This window comes from Nitrogeniibacter mangrovi (assembly GCF_010983895.1).
Lineage (GTDB): Bacteria > Pseudomonadota > Gammaproteobacteria > Burkholderiales > Rhodocyclaceae > Nitrogeniibacter > Nitrogeniibacter mangrovi.
The window spans coordinates 143614-156770 of record NZ_CP048836.1 but is presented as its reverse complement, the minus strand read 5'-3'; the positions used below and the strand labels follow the sequence as shown (position 1 = coordinate 156770).

Sequence of the window (13157 nt, the reverse complement as noted above, 5' to 3'; positions counted from 1 at the left end):
TGTGTCATGGACACAACCCCATGCAACGCGCGCTCATCGTCCTCGGTCTGATCCTCCTCGCCCTCGGCCTGTGCTGGCCGTGGCTGCATCGGCTGCCGCTGGGGCGCCTGCCGGGCGACATCAACATCCATCGCGAGGGCTTCAGCTTTCATTTCCCGCTGATGACCTCGCTGCTCATCTCGGCGATCCTCTCCATCCTGCTGTGGTGGTGGCACGACAAATAGACAAGGGCCGTCACGGCATGCCGTGACGGCCCTCTGCAAATGACCCTCGCCGTGATCAGTTCACACGCTGGATGCGTGCCGTCGCGTTCGGGTAGCTCGCCGGATCGACCACGCCGTAGGCCTCGAACCAGGCTTCGAGCGCATCCACGTCCTGCGCCCCGCCCAGGCGGTCGGTGCCTTCGGTGAGCACGGCGAAGTTGTCGCCGCCATCGGCCATGAAGCTGTTGACGGTGACCCGGTAGCTGGCCGCCGGATCGACGGGCGTGCCGTTGAGGGTGATGCTGGCCGGATCGACCTTGTCGCAGGCCGGGCCGGCGGCATTCCAGGTGTAGGCGAAACCGTCGGACACCTGCAGCACGCGGTCGTAGGGCTGGTTGTTGCCGCAGCCGGTGAATTGCTGCTCGAGCAGGGTCTCGATCTGCGCACCGGTCAGGGTGAGGGTGACCAGCGAGTTGCCGAAGGGCTGCACGGTGAAGGCTTCGCCATAGGTGATGTTGCCGTCGCCTTCGGTGCCGATCTGGGCGTAGCTGAAGTCGGCACGGATGCCGCCCGGATTCATGAACGCGATGACCGCGTCGCCATAGCCGGCCGGCGCGGTGGCATGCAACTGGGCATCGGCGATCACGTCGCCGAGCAGGGATTCGCCGGCGGCATTCACGCTGCGGCTGAGCACGTCGGCGTTGTGCCCGATGACCCGGTTTTCCAGCGGCGCGGCCAGCGCATCGTACTTGGCGATGAGCGCAGTGATCGCCGGATCCTTGGGCGCCACGTTGTGCTCGAACAGCAGCTCGGTGTTTTCGGCGCGGGTGGCGACCACGTCATGGCGACGGGTGTCGATGGTCAGATCGATGTCGGTCAGGAAGCGGCCGTAGGGCGACGCCGAGGTGACCAGGATGTCGCGGCCGGCGCGGTTGGGCAGCTGGCAGATGTAGGCTTGGTGCGTATGGCCGGTGATGACCGCATCGACCTGATCGTCCAGGCGCGAGACGATGTCCACGATCGGGCCGGAGATGCCGTCGCAGCTGTTGTAGCTGCCGGTCTGGAAACCGCCCTCATGCACCACCACGACGATGCTCTTCACCCCCTGGCGGCGCAGTTTCGGCACCAGGGCGTTGACCGTGTCGGCCTCGTCCTCGAAGCGCAGGCCGGCCACGCCCGAGGGCGTCACGATCTTCGGCGTGCCCTTGAGCGTCATGCCGATGAAGGCGACCTTGTTGCCCTTGAAGTTCATGACCTTGTAGGCGGGGAACAGGGTCTTGCCGGTGGCTTCGTCCACCACGTTGGCGGCCAGGAACTGGAAGCGGGCGCCTTCGAAGGCATCGCCGTCCTGGCAGCCGTCGGTCGGGTGGCAGCCGTCGCCGCCGTGCTGGTTGCCGACCTGCATGCGCAGCAGCTCGTCGCGGCCTTCGTCGAACTCGTGGTTGCCCACGGCATTGACCATCAGGCCCATCTCGTTCATGGCCTCGATGGTGGGTTCGTCGTGGAACAGGGCTGAGAGCAGCGGCGAGGCACCGATCAGGTCGCCGGCACTGACGAACGCGGTGTTCGGCGAGGCGGCCAGCTTGTCCTTGATCACGCCGGCCAGATATTCGGCGCCGCCGCGATCGAAGCTCTTGCCGTCGATGGTGCGCGTGCCGCTCGGGCGCAGGTTGCCGTGGAAGTCCCCCAGGGTGACGATCTTCACGTCCAGCGTCTTGCCCACGTCGGAGCGCGCCGCGGCGCTCACCAGGCGGGCGCGCTCGCGATGGCCGAGCACATGGCGTACCGCGTGCGAACGGGTCAGCTGCGCCACATGACGCACGAACTGGCCATGATTGCCCCACACGTTGGGGCGCGCGTCGACGAGCGCGCTCAGGCAGGTGCCGCGCACATCGCGGTCGGCCACGCCGGAATCGATCTCGCCGACGGTGACATGGCCGCTGCAGCCGGCGGCGAACAGCTGGGTGGACAGGCCGAGCAGCAGGGCGGCTGCGACGGGTTTCAGGGCGTTCGACATGGACGGTCTCCTCAGGGGTCGGGATGCGGAAGGCATGACGCCCAACGCTACCGCCCCGGAGTGACACCCCCATGTCCCGATCGGGTCAGGATGATGACGGCATCGATGGTGCTTTTGCACCATCCGCTTGCCACCACATCAGCCGTCCGCGCCCGCCCGTGTCTTCTTGAGCTTGTACCACAGCGTCCGTTCGCTGATCTCCAGCAACGCCGCGGCGCGGGCCTTGTTGCCGTCGGCGCGGGCCAGCGCGGCGTCGATGAGCCGGGCTTCCAGAGCCTCGACCGCCTCGGCCAGCGGCGGCAGCTCGCCGTCGGCGAACTCGTCGCCGCCGGTCGACACGCTCGCCCCGCCCGGGCGCTGGCGCGGGTCGAGGTTGAAGTGGCCGGCGTCGAGCACGCCGCCGCCGCTGAGCAGCAGGGCCCGTTCGACGGCGTTTTCCAGTTCGCGCACGTTGCCCGGCCAGGGGTAGGCCGTCAGACCGGCGAGCGCCGCCGCGCTCGGGCGGGTGTCCTCGGGCGAATGGCCGTGCTTGTGGATGAAGTGGCGCACCAGGGCCTCGATGTCGTCGCTGCGCTCGCGCAGCGGCGGCAGTTCGACGGTGACCACGTTGAGGCGGTAGTACAGATCCTCACGCAGCTTGCCGTCGCGCACCGCCTCGAGCGGGTCGCGGTTGGTGGCGGCGATGACGCGGATGTCCAGGTCGATGACGCGGTTGCCACCGAGCCGCTCGATGCAGTTCTCCTGCAGCGCGCGCAGCAGCTTGGCCTGCAGCGCCAGGGGCATTTCGGTGATCTCGTCGAGGAAGATGGTGCCGCCGTCGGCGAGCTCGAACTTGCCCACCCGCTCCTTGACCGCGCCGGTGAAGGCGCCCTTCTCGTAGCCGAACAGCTCGCTCTCGAGGATGTCGGCGGGGATGGCGGCGCAGTTGATCGGCACGAACAGCTTGTCGCGGCGCGGCGACGCGTTGTGGATGGCGCGCGCGGCCAGCTCCTTGCCGGTGCCGGTCTCGCCGCGGATGAACACCGAGGCCTTGCTCGGCCCGATGCGCCCGATGAGCTCATACACCTGGCGCATGGGCGCGCTGGCGCCGACGAAGGCATCCCAGCCGCGCGCGATCTCCTGCTTGAGGAAGGCGTTCTGGCGCGCCACCTCGGCGCCGCTCAAGGCGCGGGTCACGGCCAGTTCGATCACGTCGATGTCAAAGGGCCGGAGGATGTAGTCGCAGGCGCCCTGCTTCATGGCCTGCACCGCGGACTCGATGGTGCCGTGGGCGGTGACGACGATCACCGGCACGCTCGAGCCGGCCTCGCGCAGGGCCTGGAGCAGCTCGATGCCGCCCATCTCGGGCATGCGCATGTCGGTGATGACCAGGTCCACCGCGTTGGCCTCGTAGCGCTCCAGGGCTTCGCGGCCGTTGGCGGCGGCGAGCACGTGGTAGCCCGTCTTCTGCAGCATGATCTCGAGGACGCGGCGCATCTTGGCCTCGTCGTCCACCACCAGAATCTGTTTGCCGGTCATGTCGGCTCCGTGTGTTGGCGCGGCAGGCGGATGCGGAACAGGGCGCCGCCGAGCGCGCTGGTGTCCACTTCGATGTCGCCGCCGTGGGCGGTGACGATCTGCTGCACGATGGCCAGCCCGAGGCCGACGCCGCCGTCGCGCTGGAAGAAGAAGGCTTCGAAGATGCGGTTGCGATGGGCCGGATCGATGCCGGGTCCGTCGTCGGCGATGTCGATGGTGAGGGTGTCCGCGTCGCCGTGCACTGCCAGCTCGATGCGCCCGCCGTGCTCGAGGATCTGCAGGGCGTTGAGCAGCACGTTGAGCAGCACCTGGGTCATCTGCTCCTCGTCGCATTCGATGACCGTGTCCTCGGCACTGACCTGCTTGTGCACGACGATGCCGCGCTTGTCGAACTGGGCACCGAGCAGGGCGATGGTCTTGCCGGCGAGCCGGTCGATGTCCACCGGCCCGACGCTGGGCGCGCGCGGCCGGGCGGTGTCGAGCATGGCGGAGACCAGGCGGTTGAGGCGCTCGGTCTCGCTGTCGATGAAGCCGACCAGCTCGCGCCCCTCGTCGCTGATGCCCGGCTCGCGCGCCAGCATCTGCGCCGACGAGCGCAGGATGCCCAGCGGCGTGCGCACCTCGTGGGCGATCACCGATGACATCTCGCCCACCACCGCGAGCTTGGAGGCGCGCACCAGGTTGCGCTGCGACTGATCGATGTCGCGCACCATGCGCACGAAGGCCTCGGTCAGCTCGCCCACCTCGCCGGAGCCACCGCTGGGCGGCGCCTGCAGCACCTTGTCGCGCATGTAGCCGCGCGCGAACTGGGTCAGCCCCATGATCGGGCGCGAGATCTCGCGGCTCACCCACAGGGCGACGAACACCGTCAGCGCACCGATCAGGGCCAGCAGGCCGGCGAAGATGAGGGTCATCCGATGCACCGGCGCCAGCGCCAGCGCCACCGGCTGGATGATGAGGGTGGTCCAGCCCAGGCTGCGCAGGTGCGCGTAGCCCTGGGCGCGGGCCACCGCCACCATCACCGCCGAATCGGCCACCGGGCCGCCGGGATGGACCGCGACGCGACGATCTGCGGCCCCTTCGCGCCATCCGGCCAGCGCGGTCGAGCCCATCATGCCCTGGCGCCGCAGCCCCTCGGAGGCGGCGATGACCCGACCCTGCGCGTCGAGCACGGCGAGCATGCGCCCGGCCTCGCCACCGGCCCGGTCGAGCACCTCGAACACGTCGTTCCAGTCGAGGGTGAGCTGCAGCTGGCCGAGCGGCTTGCCGGTGAAGGCCGAGGCGATCGGCGCGCGCATGACCACCCGGTCCCGGTGCGCGCCGGCGGGCAGCTCCAGCGTCACCCGGGTGCCGGACAGCGGCACGTCGATCCACGGTACCGCCGGCGCGGCCACCTGCCCCACCTCGGCCGGGTGACTGCTGGCGACGATGCGCCCGGCGGTGTCCAGCGCCGCCAGCTCGGCATACACGTCGCTGTAGCCCTGCTGCAGATCCGACAGGAACAGGGACAGGCGCTTGTCCACGTCGCCGACCTGAATATCCTGCATGATGTCGAGCCGGTGCCAGGTCACGGCGTTCTGCAGGCGCTCGAAGATCATCTTGTCGATGCTGGCGGACACCGACACCGCCTGCACGGTCAGATTGCCCTCGATCTCCGTCTGCACGGCGGCCTTCGACTTGACAAATGCCAGGCCCGCCAGAAGGATGGCCGGCAACAGGCCGACACCCAGGAAGGCCACGAGGAGCGTTTTACGTATGGTCACGGAGGCAGGCTGAGCCGGATGAAGGTTCCGAACACGGTGCAAGACCAGAAAGTACACGAAAACGCCCCGCCGGCGCAGACCGGCGCGCACCCCCGCCCCCACCGGGGCCGCACCGGCCGCCTCATGCGCCAGCTGGGGGCGACCGCCGCCGGCCTGTGCCTGTCGGCATTCGTGCACGCCACCGACTACCAGCTCGGCCAGGGCCTGCGCCTCGGCGACACCGGCTTCACCCTCGGCGGCTACAGCGCCCTGACGCTCGACAAGCTGCGCGGCGAGAAGACCCGGGTCGCGCTCGACGATCTGAGCCTGTTCGTGTGGTGGGAGAGCGAGACCCGCTGGAAGGTGTTCGCCGAACTCGACTACGAGAACGTGCTCGCCCACCCGAGCCGCGACCGCGAGGGCGAGAGCCGCTACCTCGCCCTCGAACGCCTGTATGCCGACTATGCGGTCAACGACGCCCTGACCCTGCGCGTGGGCAAGTTCCTCACCCCCATCGGGCGCTGGAACCAGATTCACGCCACCCCGCTGGTGTGGACCACCTCGCGCCCGCTCATCACCGAGAAGACCTTTCCCACCAACGTGACCGGCCTCATGGCCACCGGCACCATCGCCGCCATGGGCGACGGCATCGAATACGCGGTGTACGGCTCGCGCGGCAACGAGATCCGCGTCAATCCGGCCATCGACCCGTTCACCGAGGTCGTCGGCGCCCGGGTCACGGTGCCGGTGACGGCCGACAGCCGGCTCGGTGTGTCCGTCGCCCGCTTCGAGCAGGAGGCCCACCGGGACGAGAGCAAGCGCCTGCTCGGGCTGGATTTCATGTGGGCGCGCGAGGGCTACGAGTTCAGCGCCGAGGCGGTGTACCGGCGCTCCGACGAGGGCGGCACGCGCGACGAGAAGGGCGCCTTCGCCCAGCTGGTGGTGCCGCTGACCGAGCGACTGGCCGCGGTGGGCCGCCTCGAGGCCTTCCACCAGGCCGGCAGCACCGACACCGTGCGCATCGGCGTCCTTGGCCTCAACTACCACTACACCCCGGCCATCGTGTTCAAGGGCGAATGGGTGGGCACCCAGGACAACCGCATCGACGCCCCCCACGGGGTCATGACCTCGGTCAGCGTGCTGTTCTGATGCGCCGCGCCGCCCTGTCCCGTCCGCTCGCCCTGCGCACCCTGGTGTGCCTGGCGGCGCTGCTCGGCACCCCGGCGCGGGCCGGTGAACCGGCCGCCTTCGCCATCATCGTCGGCCCCGAGGTTCCGGTCCATCACCTGAGCCTGGCCGAGGCCGCCCGCATCTTCGAACGCAAGCAGACGGTGTGGTCGGACGGACACCGCATCCATCCGGTCAACCTGCCGCCGGCCGACCCGACGCGGCGCCAGTTCTCGCTCACCGTGCTCGGCCGCCCTCCCGAAGCGCTCGGCGCCTACTGGCGCGAGCGCTACTTCCACGGGGTGCTGCCCCCCCACGTGCTGGCCTCGGAAAACGCGGTGCGGATGTTCGTCGCCGGCACCCCGGGCGCCATCGGCTACGTGGCCGCCTGCCTGCCGCCGCCGCCCCTGCGGGCGGTGCTCACCGTCGGCGCCCTGCCCGACTGCAAGCCCTGATCCGACTGCAAGCCTTGATGACAAATCTTGCAGTCCGGCGACTGCAAGCCTTGACAGAGGCAAGGCCAGCGCACGCTGGTCGCTAAAAAACAATATAAAAATCAGGCATCTGAACAAATTTCCACGCTGAAGCAAAAGCTGGCACCGGCCTTGCGATAGTGGGATCGAAGCGCCCCTTGGCGCACATCGATCCGCTTGTGAGGACCCCCCATGTCGAGCCTGCCCGCGCTGCCGCTGCTTCTCCCCCCCGGCCCCCTGCCGTCCGCCGCCGCCGCGCTGATGCGCCTGTTGCGACCGACGCGCCGCCGCGTGCGAGCACGGCCCGCGGCGATCCCTGCCAGCTACACCCTGCACGAGCACCGGGGCGCGCGCCGGGTCGATGCCGAACGCTTCATCGGCGACTGCTTCATGGACAGCTTCGGCTCGCGCGTCAATGCCTTCATGCCGCGCCTGTTCACCGTGCAGCACGCCGACGGCACGGTGTGCGGCGCCTTCGGCCTGCGCTCGGGGCGCAGCCGCCTGTTCCTCGAGCAATACCTCGACGAGCCCATCGAAGTGGTGCTGAGCCGTGCCGCCGGCCGGCCGGTGCGGCGCGACAGCATCGTCGAGGTCGGCCACTTTTCCGGCACCTTCCCCGGCGCGCTGCGCGCCATGATCGCGCTGCTCACCGAGCGGCTGTATCACGAGGGCTTCGACTGGGTGGTGTTCACCGGCACGGTCGGCCTGCGCAACGCCTTCGGCCGCCTCGGGCTCGCCCCCATCGACATCTGCGCCGCCGACGCCGAGCGCCTGCCGGCGGACCAGCGCGCCGCCTGGGGCCGCTACTACGCCCATGCGCCGCACGTGCTGGCCGGCAACATCCACCAGGGCTTCCGCCACATGGCGGCCGGCACGGAGGCGGCATGAACATCGTCCTCAGCCTGCTGCGTCGCCACGCGGCCACCCAGCCCGATCACATCGCCCTGGCCGACCACGAAACCCAGCTCGACTACCGCAGCCTGCTGCACGCGGTGGAGGCGCTGGCCGACCGCCTGCACAACGACCCGCCGCGCACCCTCGCCCTGTGGGCGGACAATGGCGTGGCCTGGGTGGTGGCCGATCTGGCCGCCGCCCTGGCCGGCATCCCGATCGTGCCGCTGCCCCTGTTCTTTTCCCCGACGCAGATGGCGCATGTGATGGCCAGCGCAGGCGTCGACCGGGTGCTCACCGACCAGCCGCAGCGCTTCCAGGCCCTGTTCCCGCAGTACACGGCCGCCGCCGGACGCGGCTACGGCGCGCTCCATCCACTCACCGCCGCCCATGGGCCCGCCGCCGCCTTGCCCGCCGACACCGTGAAGGTGACCTTCACCTCCGGCACCACCGGCGAGCCCAAGGGCGTGTGTCTCGACGGCCCGTCCCTGTCCACGGTGGCCTCGGCCCTGGCCGGTGCCAGCGATGCCCAGCCGGGCGACCGCCACCTGTGCGTGCTGCCGCTGGCGACGCTGCTGGAGAACGTCGGCGGCGTCTATGCCGGGCTCATCGCCGGTGCGACCGTGTGTGTGCCCGCGCTGGCCGAGGTGGGGCTCGCCGGCAGCTCCGGCCTCGATGTCGGGCGCCTGCTCACCGCGCTCGACCGCTGGCGCGCGACCACCGCGATCCTGGTGCCGCAGATGCTGCAGGCGCTGCTCGGCGCCGCCCGCGCCGGCCTGCCCATGCCTCGCCACCTGCGCTATGTGGCCCTGGGCGGCGCGCCGGTCTCGGCACAGCTGCTCGACGAGGCGAACGGCGCTGGCCTGCCCGTGTTCGAAGGCTACGGCCTGTCCGAATGCGCCTCGGTGGTCGCGGTGAACACGCCTGCGGCCCATCGCCCCGGCAGCGTCGGCCGGCCGCTGCCGCATGTGGATGTGCACATCGCCGCCGACGGCGAGATCCACGTGGGCGGCATCGCCGCGCTGGGCTATCTGGGCGACACCCCCGCGAACCGCGCCGATCGCGTCGCCACCGGCGACCTGGGCCATGTCGACGCCGATGGCTTCCTCTACCTCACCGGGCGCAAGAAGCATCTGTTCATCACCGCCTTCGGCCGCAACGTGGCGCCGGAGTGGGTCGAGCGCGAGCTGCTCGGCGAGCCCGGCATCCTCCAGGCCGCCGTGTTCGGCGAAGCGCGCCCGTTCAACTGCGCCGTCGTGGTGCCCGCGCCGGGCGCCGCGCCGGCCCGCATCGAGCAAGCCCTGGCCCGCGCCAACGACCGCCTGCCGGACTACGCCCGGGTACACGCCTGGGTGCCGGCCACCGAACCCTTCAGCCTCGCCAACGGCATGTGTACCGCCAACGGCCGGCCCCGCCGCAACGTGATCGGCCAGCGCTATGCCGCGCACATCGCCGCCGTCTATCCCTCCTGAACCCGAAACGGAGTCCACATGAGCTTCTACGAACGTCTGCAACAGGACACCCGCGTCCACCGCGAGGCACTGCACGCCACGCCGCTGATCCGCTCGGCCATGGCCGGCGAGGTCACGCGGACGCAGTACATCGCCTTCCTGACCCGCGCCTACCACCACGTCAAACACACCGTGCCGCTGCTGATGGCCTGCGGGGCACGGCTCGACGACGAACACGAGTGGCTGCGTGCCGCGGTGGCGCACTACATCGAGGAAGAGATCGGCCATCACGAGTGGATCCTCAGCGACATCACGGCCGCCGGGGGCGATGCCCGGGCGGTGCGCCTCGGCAGCCCCGACCCGGATACCGAACTGATGGTCGCCTATGCCTACGACACGGTCATGCGCGGCAACCCGGTGGGACTGTTCGGCATGGTCTACGTGCTCGAAGGCACCAGCGTCAGCCTCGCCTGCCAGGTGGCCTCGGTGCTGCGCCACGCCCTCGACCTGCCCCACCAGGCCTTCACCTACCTGAACAGCCACGGCTCGCTCGACCGCGAACACATCGGCGACTTCGAGCGACTGGTCAACCAACTGGACAACAAGGCGGATCGCGATGCCGTGGTGCACAGCGCACGAATGTTCTTCCCCCTGTACGCGAACGTGCTCGGCAATGTCGGGCAGGCGGTGCCGGCATGAAGATCCGCGGAAGCACCATCCTGCTCACCGGCGCCGGCGGTGGCATCGGCAGTGCCATTGCGCGCCAGCTCGCCCGCCAGGGGGCATCGGTGGTACTGGCGAACCGCGACGTCGAGTCGCTGCAGGCGCTGGTCGCCGAGCTGCAGGTCCATGGCGGGCGCGTCCTCGCGCTGCCGGTGGACCTGGCCGACCCGCAGGGCCCGGCACGGCTGGTGAGCGAGGCCATCGACCGGACCGGCGGCATCGACATTCTCATCAACTGCGCCGGGCTGCAGAACTTCGGCTTCCTCGCCGACGAGTCGCCCGAGGCGACCGCCGCGCTGCTGCAGGTCAACACCGTCGCGCCCATGCTGCTGACCCGCGCGCTGCTGCCGCACCTGCTCGCGGCGGGCCAGGGCCAGATCGTCAACGTCGGCTCCATCTTCGGCTCCATCGGCTTTCCCTGCTTCGCGTCGTACTCGGCCAGCAAGTTCGCCATCCGCGGCTTTTCCGAAGCGCTGCGCCGTGAGCTGGCCGACACCGGCATCCGCGTCACCTACGTGGCGCCGCGCTTCACCCGCACGCCGTTCAACAGCGGCGTGGTCACGCGCATGGCCGAAGCCCTGAAGATGAACCAGGACGACCCCGAGGCCGTCGCCACCAGCGTGGTCGCCGCCATCGAGCGCGACGGCACCGATCAGTACCTGGGCTGGCCGGAAAAGCTCTTCGTGCGCATCAACGCCGTGCTGCCGCGCCTGGTCGACCCCTCGCTGATCAAGCAGGTCGCGCTGATGCGCCCCTTCGCCACCGAACGCAATCGCTGAAACACCCGACCCAAGGAGATCCCCCATGATCCGCACCGCACTCGCCATCCTCGCGCTGGGCGTCAGCCTCGGCGCCCAGGCCGCCAACACGCCCCTCGACGACGCCATCGCCGCGCTCGGCCACGGCTGGGCCAAGGCGTCCTACTCGACCCCGGACGATCAGCAGGAAAAGGCCTTCGACGCGCTCATCAGCCGCAGCGAATCGGTGGCCAAGGCCTACCCCGGCCGCGCCGAACCGCTGATCTGGGAAGCCATCATCCTCTCCAGCGCCGCCAAGGCCCAGGGCGGCCTCGGCGCCCTGAGCAAGGTGCGCGCGGCGCGCAAGCTGCTCGAACAGGCCGAGGGCATCGATCCGACCGCGCTCAACGGCTCCATCTACAACTCGCTGGGCACGCTCTACGCCAAGGTGCCGGGCTGGCCGCTGGGCTTCGGGGACAAGGACAACGCGCGCAAGTACCTGCTCAAGGCGCTGCAGATCAATCCGGACGGCATCGACCCGAACTACTTCTACGCCGACCTGCTGGCCGAAGAGGGCAAGACCGCCGAGGCCCGCACCCACCTGGAGCGTGCCCTGGCCGCCCCCCCGCGGCCCGGCCGCGAGGACGCCGACGCCGGCCGCCGCGCGCAGGTCAAGCAGCTGCTGGCGAAGCTGAACGAGCGCTGAGCCCCGTCGCGGGCGGGGGCCACGCACGGCTGTCACAGTCCTCGCGTACTTGTGCCGGGCTGGACGCAGGATCGCGTCCGGCCCGACAGGAGGACGCCATGCAAGACCCGATCCCCGACACCCTGGACTGGCTCAAGGCCGAACTGGACGACGCGCTCGACGAAGACGTCGAGCTGGAGATGTCGGAGCCCGCGCTCTCCCTCGAGCTGCGCAAGCTGTATCGCAGGAAGCATCCCGAAACCCTGGACCGGCGCACCTACTTCACCGCCCTGATCCAGCTCCAGGCCGAGCTCATCAAGCTGCAGGACTGGGTGGTGGATCGCGGCGAGAAGGTGGTGGTGCTGTTCGAGGGCCGCGATTCGGCCGGCAAGGGCAGCGCCATCAAGCGCATCACCCAGCGCCTCAACCCGCGTGTGTGCCGTGTGGTCGCGCTGGCCAGGCCCTCCGACCGGGAGCGCTCCCAGTGGTACTTCCAGCGCTACGTGCCGCACCTGCCGGCGGCCGGCGAGATCGTGCTGTTCGACCGTTCCTGGTACAACCGCGCCGGGGTGGAGCGGGTCATGGGCTTCGCCTCCGAGGACGAGGTCGGCCAGTTCTTCCAGGACGTGCCCGAGTTCGAGCGCATGCTGGTGCGCTCGGGCATCCGCCTGATCAAGTACTGGTTCTCGATCACCGACGAGGAACAGCAGCTGCGTTTCCTGATGCGCATCCACGACCCGCTCAAGCAGTGGAAGCTCAGCCCCATGGACCTGCAGTCGCGGGTGCGCTGGGAGGACTACACCAAGGCCAAGGAAGAGATGCTCGAGCGCACCCACATCCCGGAAGCGCCCTGGTACATCGTCGAGGGCAACGACAAGAAGCGCGCGCGCCTGAACTGCATCGCTCACCTGCTCGGAAGGATTCCCTACGAGGACGTGCAGCGCGAGCCCATCACCCTGCCCGAGCGGGTGTTCAACCCCGACTACGAACGCGGCACCCTGCCCTCGGACCTGTACGTGCCCGGACGCTACTGAGCGCTTGCCGGCGCGCCGGCGGGTGCGGATTGGGATACGCTAGGGGTCTGTTCGTCCGCTCCCGCACACCCCATGAAACTCGATCACCTGCCCATCGGCGCCCGCTTCGAATGGAAAGGCCGGACCCTCACCAAGGTCGGGCCGATGACCGGGGCCACCGACAAGGGCGGCACGGTGTTCATCCCCAAGCACGCGGTGCTCACGCCGATCGCCGGCGAGGGCCCGGCGCCGGCGCCGGCCCGGGTGGACGCGGCCGACGTGGTGGCGGCCTTCGAGGCCTATCACCGGCTCGCCCTGTCGCTGGTGTCACCGGCGCAGCACGAGGTGCTGCACGCCGCCCGCGCCGAATTCCTGCGTCACCTCGACTGATCGCAACGCTCGGCGCGACACCATACCGGCAAGGTATTGCCTGCGCCCTTCATCGGTATTGGACGCCCGATTCCGTCCTGGCGGACCATGGGCCGCCGCTGCGGTTTGCGCAGCGGCGGCCCTTCCGACCTGAGACGGGCCGGCGCA

General features: G+C 69.7%; 13 protein-coding genes. 10 read left to right on the top strand and 3 right to left on the bottom strand.

Going from position 1 to position 13157, the window contains the following annotated elements; all coding sequences use genetic code 11:
* Window positions 1–20 precede the first annotated feature (20 nt).
* On the top strand, window positions 21–224 hold the full coding sequence (locus tag G3580_RS00640; protein WP_173763426.1) for a DUF2905 domain-containing protein: 204 nt from the start codon (window positions 21–23) through the stop codon (window positions 222–224).
* A gap of 55 nt (window positions 225–279) precedes the next feature.
* Here G3580_RS00640 and G3580_RS00635 read toward each other — a convergent pair whose 3' ends face one another.
* The 3 genes from G3580_RS00635 to G3580_RS00625 all read right to left on the bottom strand — a co-directional run bounded on the left by G3580_RS00635 (window position 280) and on the right by G3580_RS00625 (window position 5501).
* Window positions 280–2220, bottom strand: a complete 1941-nt coding sequence (locus tag G3580_RS00635; RefSeq protein WP_173763425.1) for a bifunctional metallophosphatase/5'-nucleotidase — start codon at window positions 2218–2220, stop codon at window positions 280–282.
* Between the two features lie 138 nt (window positions 2221–2358).
* Complete coding sequence (locus G3580_RS00630; protein ID WP_173763424.1) at window positions 2359–3738, bottom strand: sigma-54-dependent transcriptional regulator; 1380 nt, start codon at window positions 3736–3738, stop codon at window positions 2359–2361.
* Complete coding sequence (locus G3580_RS00625) at window positions 3735–5501, bottom strand: sensor histidine kinase (RefSeq protein ID WP_173763423.1); 1767 nt, start codon at window positions 5499–5501, stop codon at window positions 3735–3737. Before G3580_RS00625 ends, G3580_RS00630 begins: the two co-directional genes overlap by 4 nt.
* An 18-nt stretch (window positions 5502–5519) precedes the next feature.
* Here G3580_RS00625 and G3580_RS00620 point away from each other — a divergent pair, with 18 nt between their 5' ends.
* The 9 genes from G3580_RS00620 to G3580_RS00580 all read left to right on the top strand — a co-directional run bounded on the left by G3580_RS00620 (window position 5520) and on the right by G3580_RS00580 (window position 13010).
* Window positions 5520–6629 (top strand): hypothetical protein, encoded by a 1110-nt coding sequence (locus tag G3580_RS00620; protein WP_173763422.1) that lies wholly within the window; start codon window positions 5520–5522, stop codon window positions 6627–6629.
* Window positions 6629–7102, top strand: a complete 474-nt coding sequence (locus tag G3580_RS00615) for a type 2 periplasmic-binding domain-containing protein (protein ID WP_173763421.1) — start codon at window positions 6629–6631, stop codon at window positions 7100–7102. The genes G3580_RS00620 and G3580_RS00615 overlap by 1 nt, the downstream gene beginning before the upstream one ends.
* A gap of 210 nt (window positions 7103–7312) precedes the next feature.
* The gene (locus tag G3580_RS00610; RefSeq protein ID WP_173763420.1) at window positions 7313–8008 is read left to right on the top strand and encodes a thermostable hemolysin; all 696 of its coding nucleotides are present in this window, start codon (window positions 7313–7315) and stop codon (window positions 8006–8008) included.
* On the top strand, window positions 8005–9483 hold the full coding sequence (locus tag G3580_RS00605; RefSeq protein WP_173763419.1) for an AMP-binding protein: 1479 nt from the start codon (window positions 8005–8007) through the stop codon (window positions 9481–9483). Before G3580_RS00610 ends, G3580_RS00605 begins: the two co-directional genes overlap by 4 nt.
* An 18-nt stretch (window positions 9484–9501) precedes the next feature.
* Window positions 9502–10161: a TenA family transcriptional regulator gene (locus tag G3580_RS00600; protein WP_173763418.1), complete on the top strand. Its 660-nt coding sequence runs from the start codon at window positions 9502–9504 to the stop codon at window positions 10159–10161.
* Window positions 10158–10964 carry an SDR family oxidoreductase gene (locus tag G3580_RS00595; protein ID WP_173763417.1) on the top strand — a complete coding sequence of 269 codons (807 nt, stop codon included), beginning with the start codon at window positions 10158–10160 and terminating at the stop codon, window positions 10962–10964. The genes G3580_RS00600 and G3580_RS00595 overlap by 4 nt, the downstream gene beginning before the upstream one ends.
* Before the next feature lie 25 nt (window positions 10965–10989).
* Complete coding sequence (locus tag G3580_RS00590; protein WP_173763416.1) at window positions 10990–11628, top strand: tetratricopeptide repeat protein; 639 nt, start codon at window positions 10990–10992, stop codon at window positions 11626–11628.
* A 98-nt stretch (window positions 11629–11726) separates the two neighbouring features.
* On the top strand, window positions 11727–12641 hold the full coding sequence (gene ppk2 / locus G3580_RS00585) for a polyphosphate kinase 2 (RefSeq protein ID WP_173763415.1): 915 nt from the start codon (window positions 11727–11729) through the stop codon (window positions 12639–12641).
* Between the two features lie 72 nt (window positions 12642–12713).
* Window positions 12714–13010: a hypothetical protein gene (locus G3580_RS00580; RefSeq protein ID WP_173763414.1), complete on the top strand. Its 297-nt coding sequence runs from the start codon at window positions 12714–12716 to the stop codon at window positions 13008–13010.
* Window positions 13011–13157 lie beyond the last annotated feature (147 nt).

Bases quoted from the DNA above. Each gene is read 5' to 3' on its own strand.
- G3580_RS00615 (WP_173763421.1), top strand. From the start codon at position 6,629: ATGCGCCGCGCCGCCCTGTCCCGTCCGCTCGCCCTGCGCACCCTGGTG.
- G3580_RS00605 (WP_173763419.1), top strand. From the start codon at position 8,005: ATGAACATCGTCCTCAGCCTGCTGCGTCGCCACGCGGCCACCCAGCCC.
- G3580_RS00590 (WP_173763416.1), top strand. From the start codon at position 10,990: ATGATCCGCACCGCACTCGCCATCCTCGCGCTGGGCGTCAGCCTCGGC.
- ppk2 (WP_173763415.1), top strand. From the start codon at position 11,727: ATGCAAGACCCGATCCCCGACACCCTGGACTGGCTCAAGGCCGAACTG.
- G3580_RS00580 (WP_173763414.1), top strand. From the start codon at position 12,714: ATGAAACTCGATCACCTGCCCATCGGCGCCCGCTTCGAATGGAAAGGC.
- G3580_RS00595 (WP_173763417.1), top strand. From the start codon at position 10,158: ATGAAGATCCGCGGAAGCACCATCCTGCTCACCGGCGCCGGCGGTGGC.
- G3580_RS00610 (WP_173763420.1), top strand. From the start codon at position 7,313: ATGTCGAGCCTGCCCGCGCTGCCGCTGCTTCTCCCCCCCGGCCCCCTG.
- G3580_RS00600 (WP_173763418.1), top strand. From the start codon at position 9,502: ATGAGCTTCTACGAACGTCTGCAACAGGACACCCGCGTCCACCGCGAG.
- G3580_RS00640 (WP_173763426.1), top strand. From the start codon at position 21: ATGCAACGCGCGCTCATCGTCCTCGGTCTGATCCTCCTCGCCCTCGGC.
- G3580_RS00620 (WP_173763422.1), top strand. From the start codon at position 5,520: ATGAAGGTTCCGAACACGGTGCAAGACCAGAAAGTACACGAAAACGCC.
- G3580_RS00630 (WP_173763424.1), bottom strand. From the start codon at position 3,738: ATGACCGGCAAACAGATTCTGGTGGTGGACGACGAGGCCAAGATGCGC.
- G3580_RS00635 (WP_173763425.1), bottom strand. From the start codon at position 2,220: ATGTCGAACGCCCTGAAACCCGTCGCAGCCGCCCTGCTGCTCGGCCTG.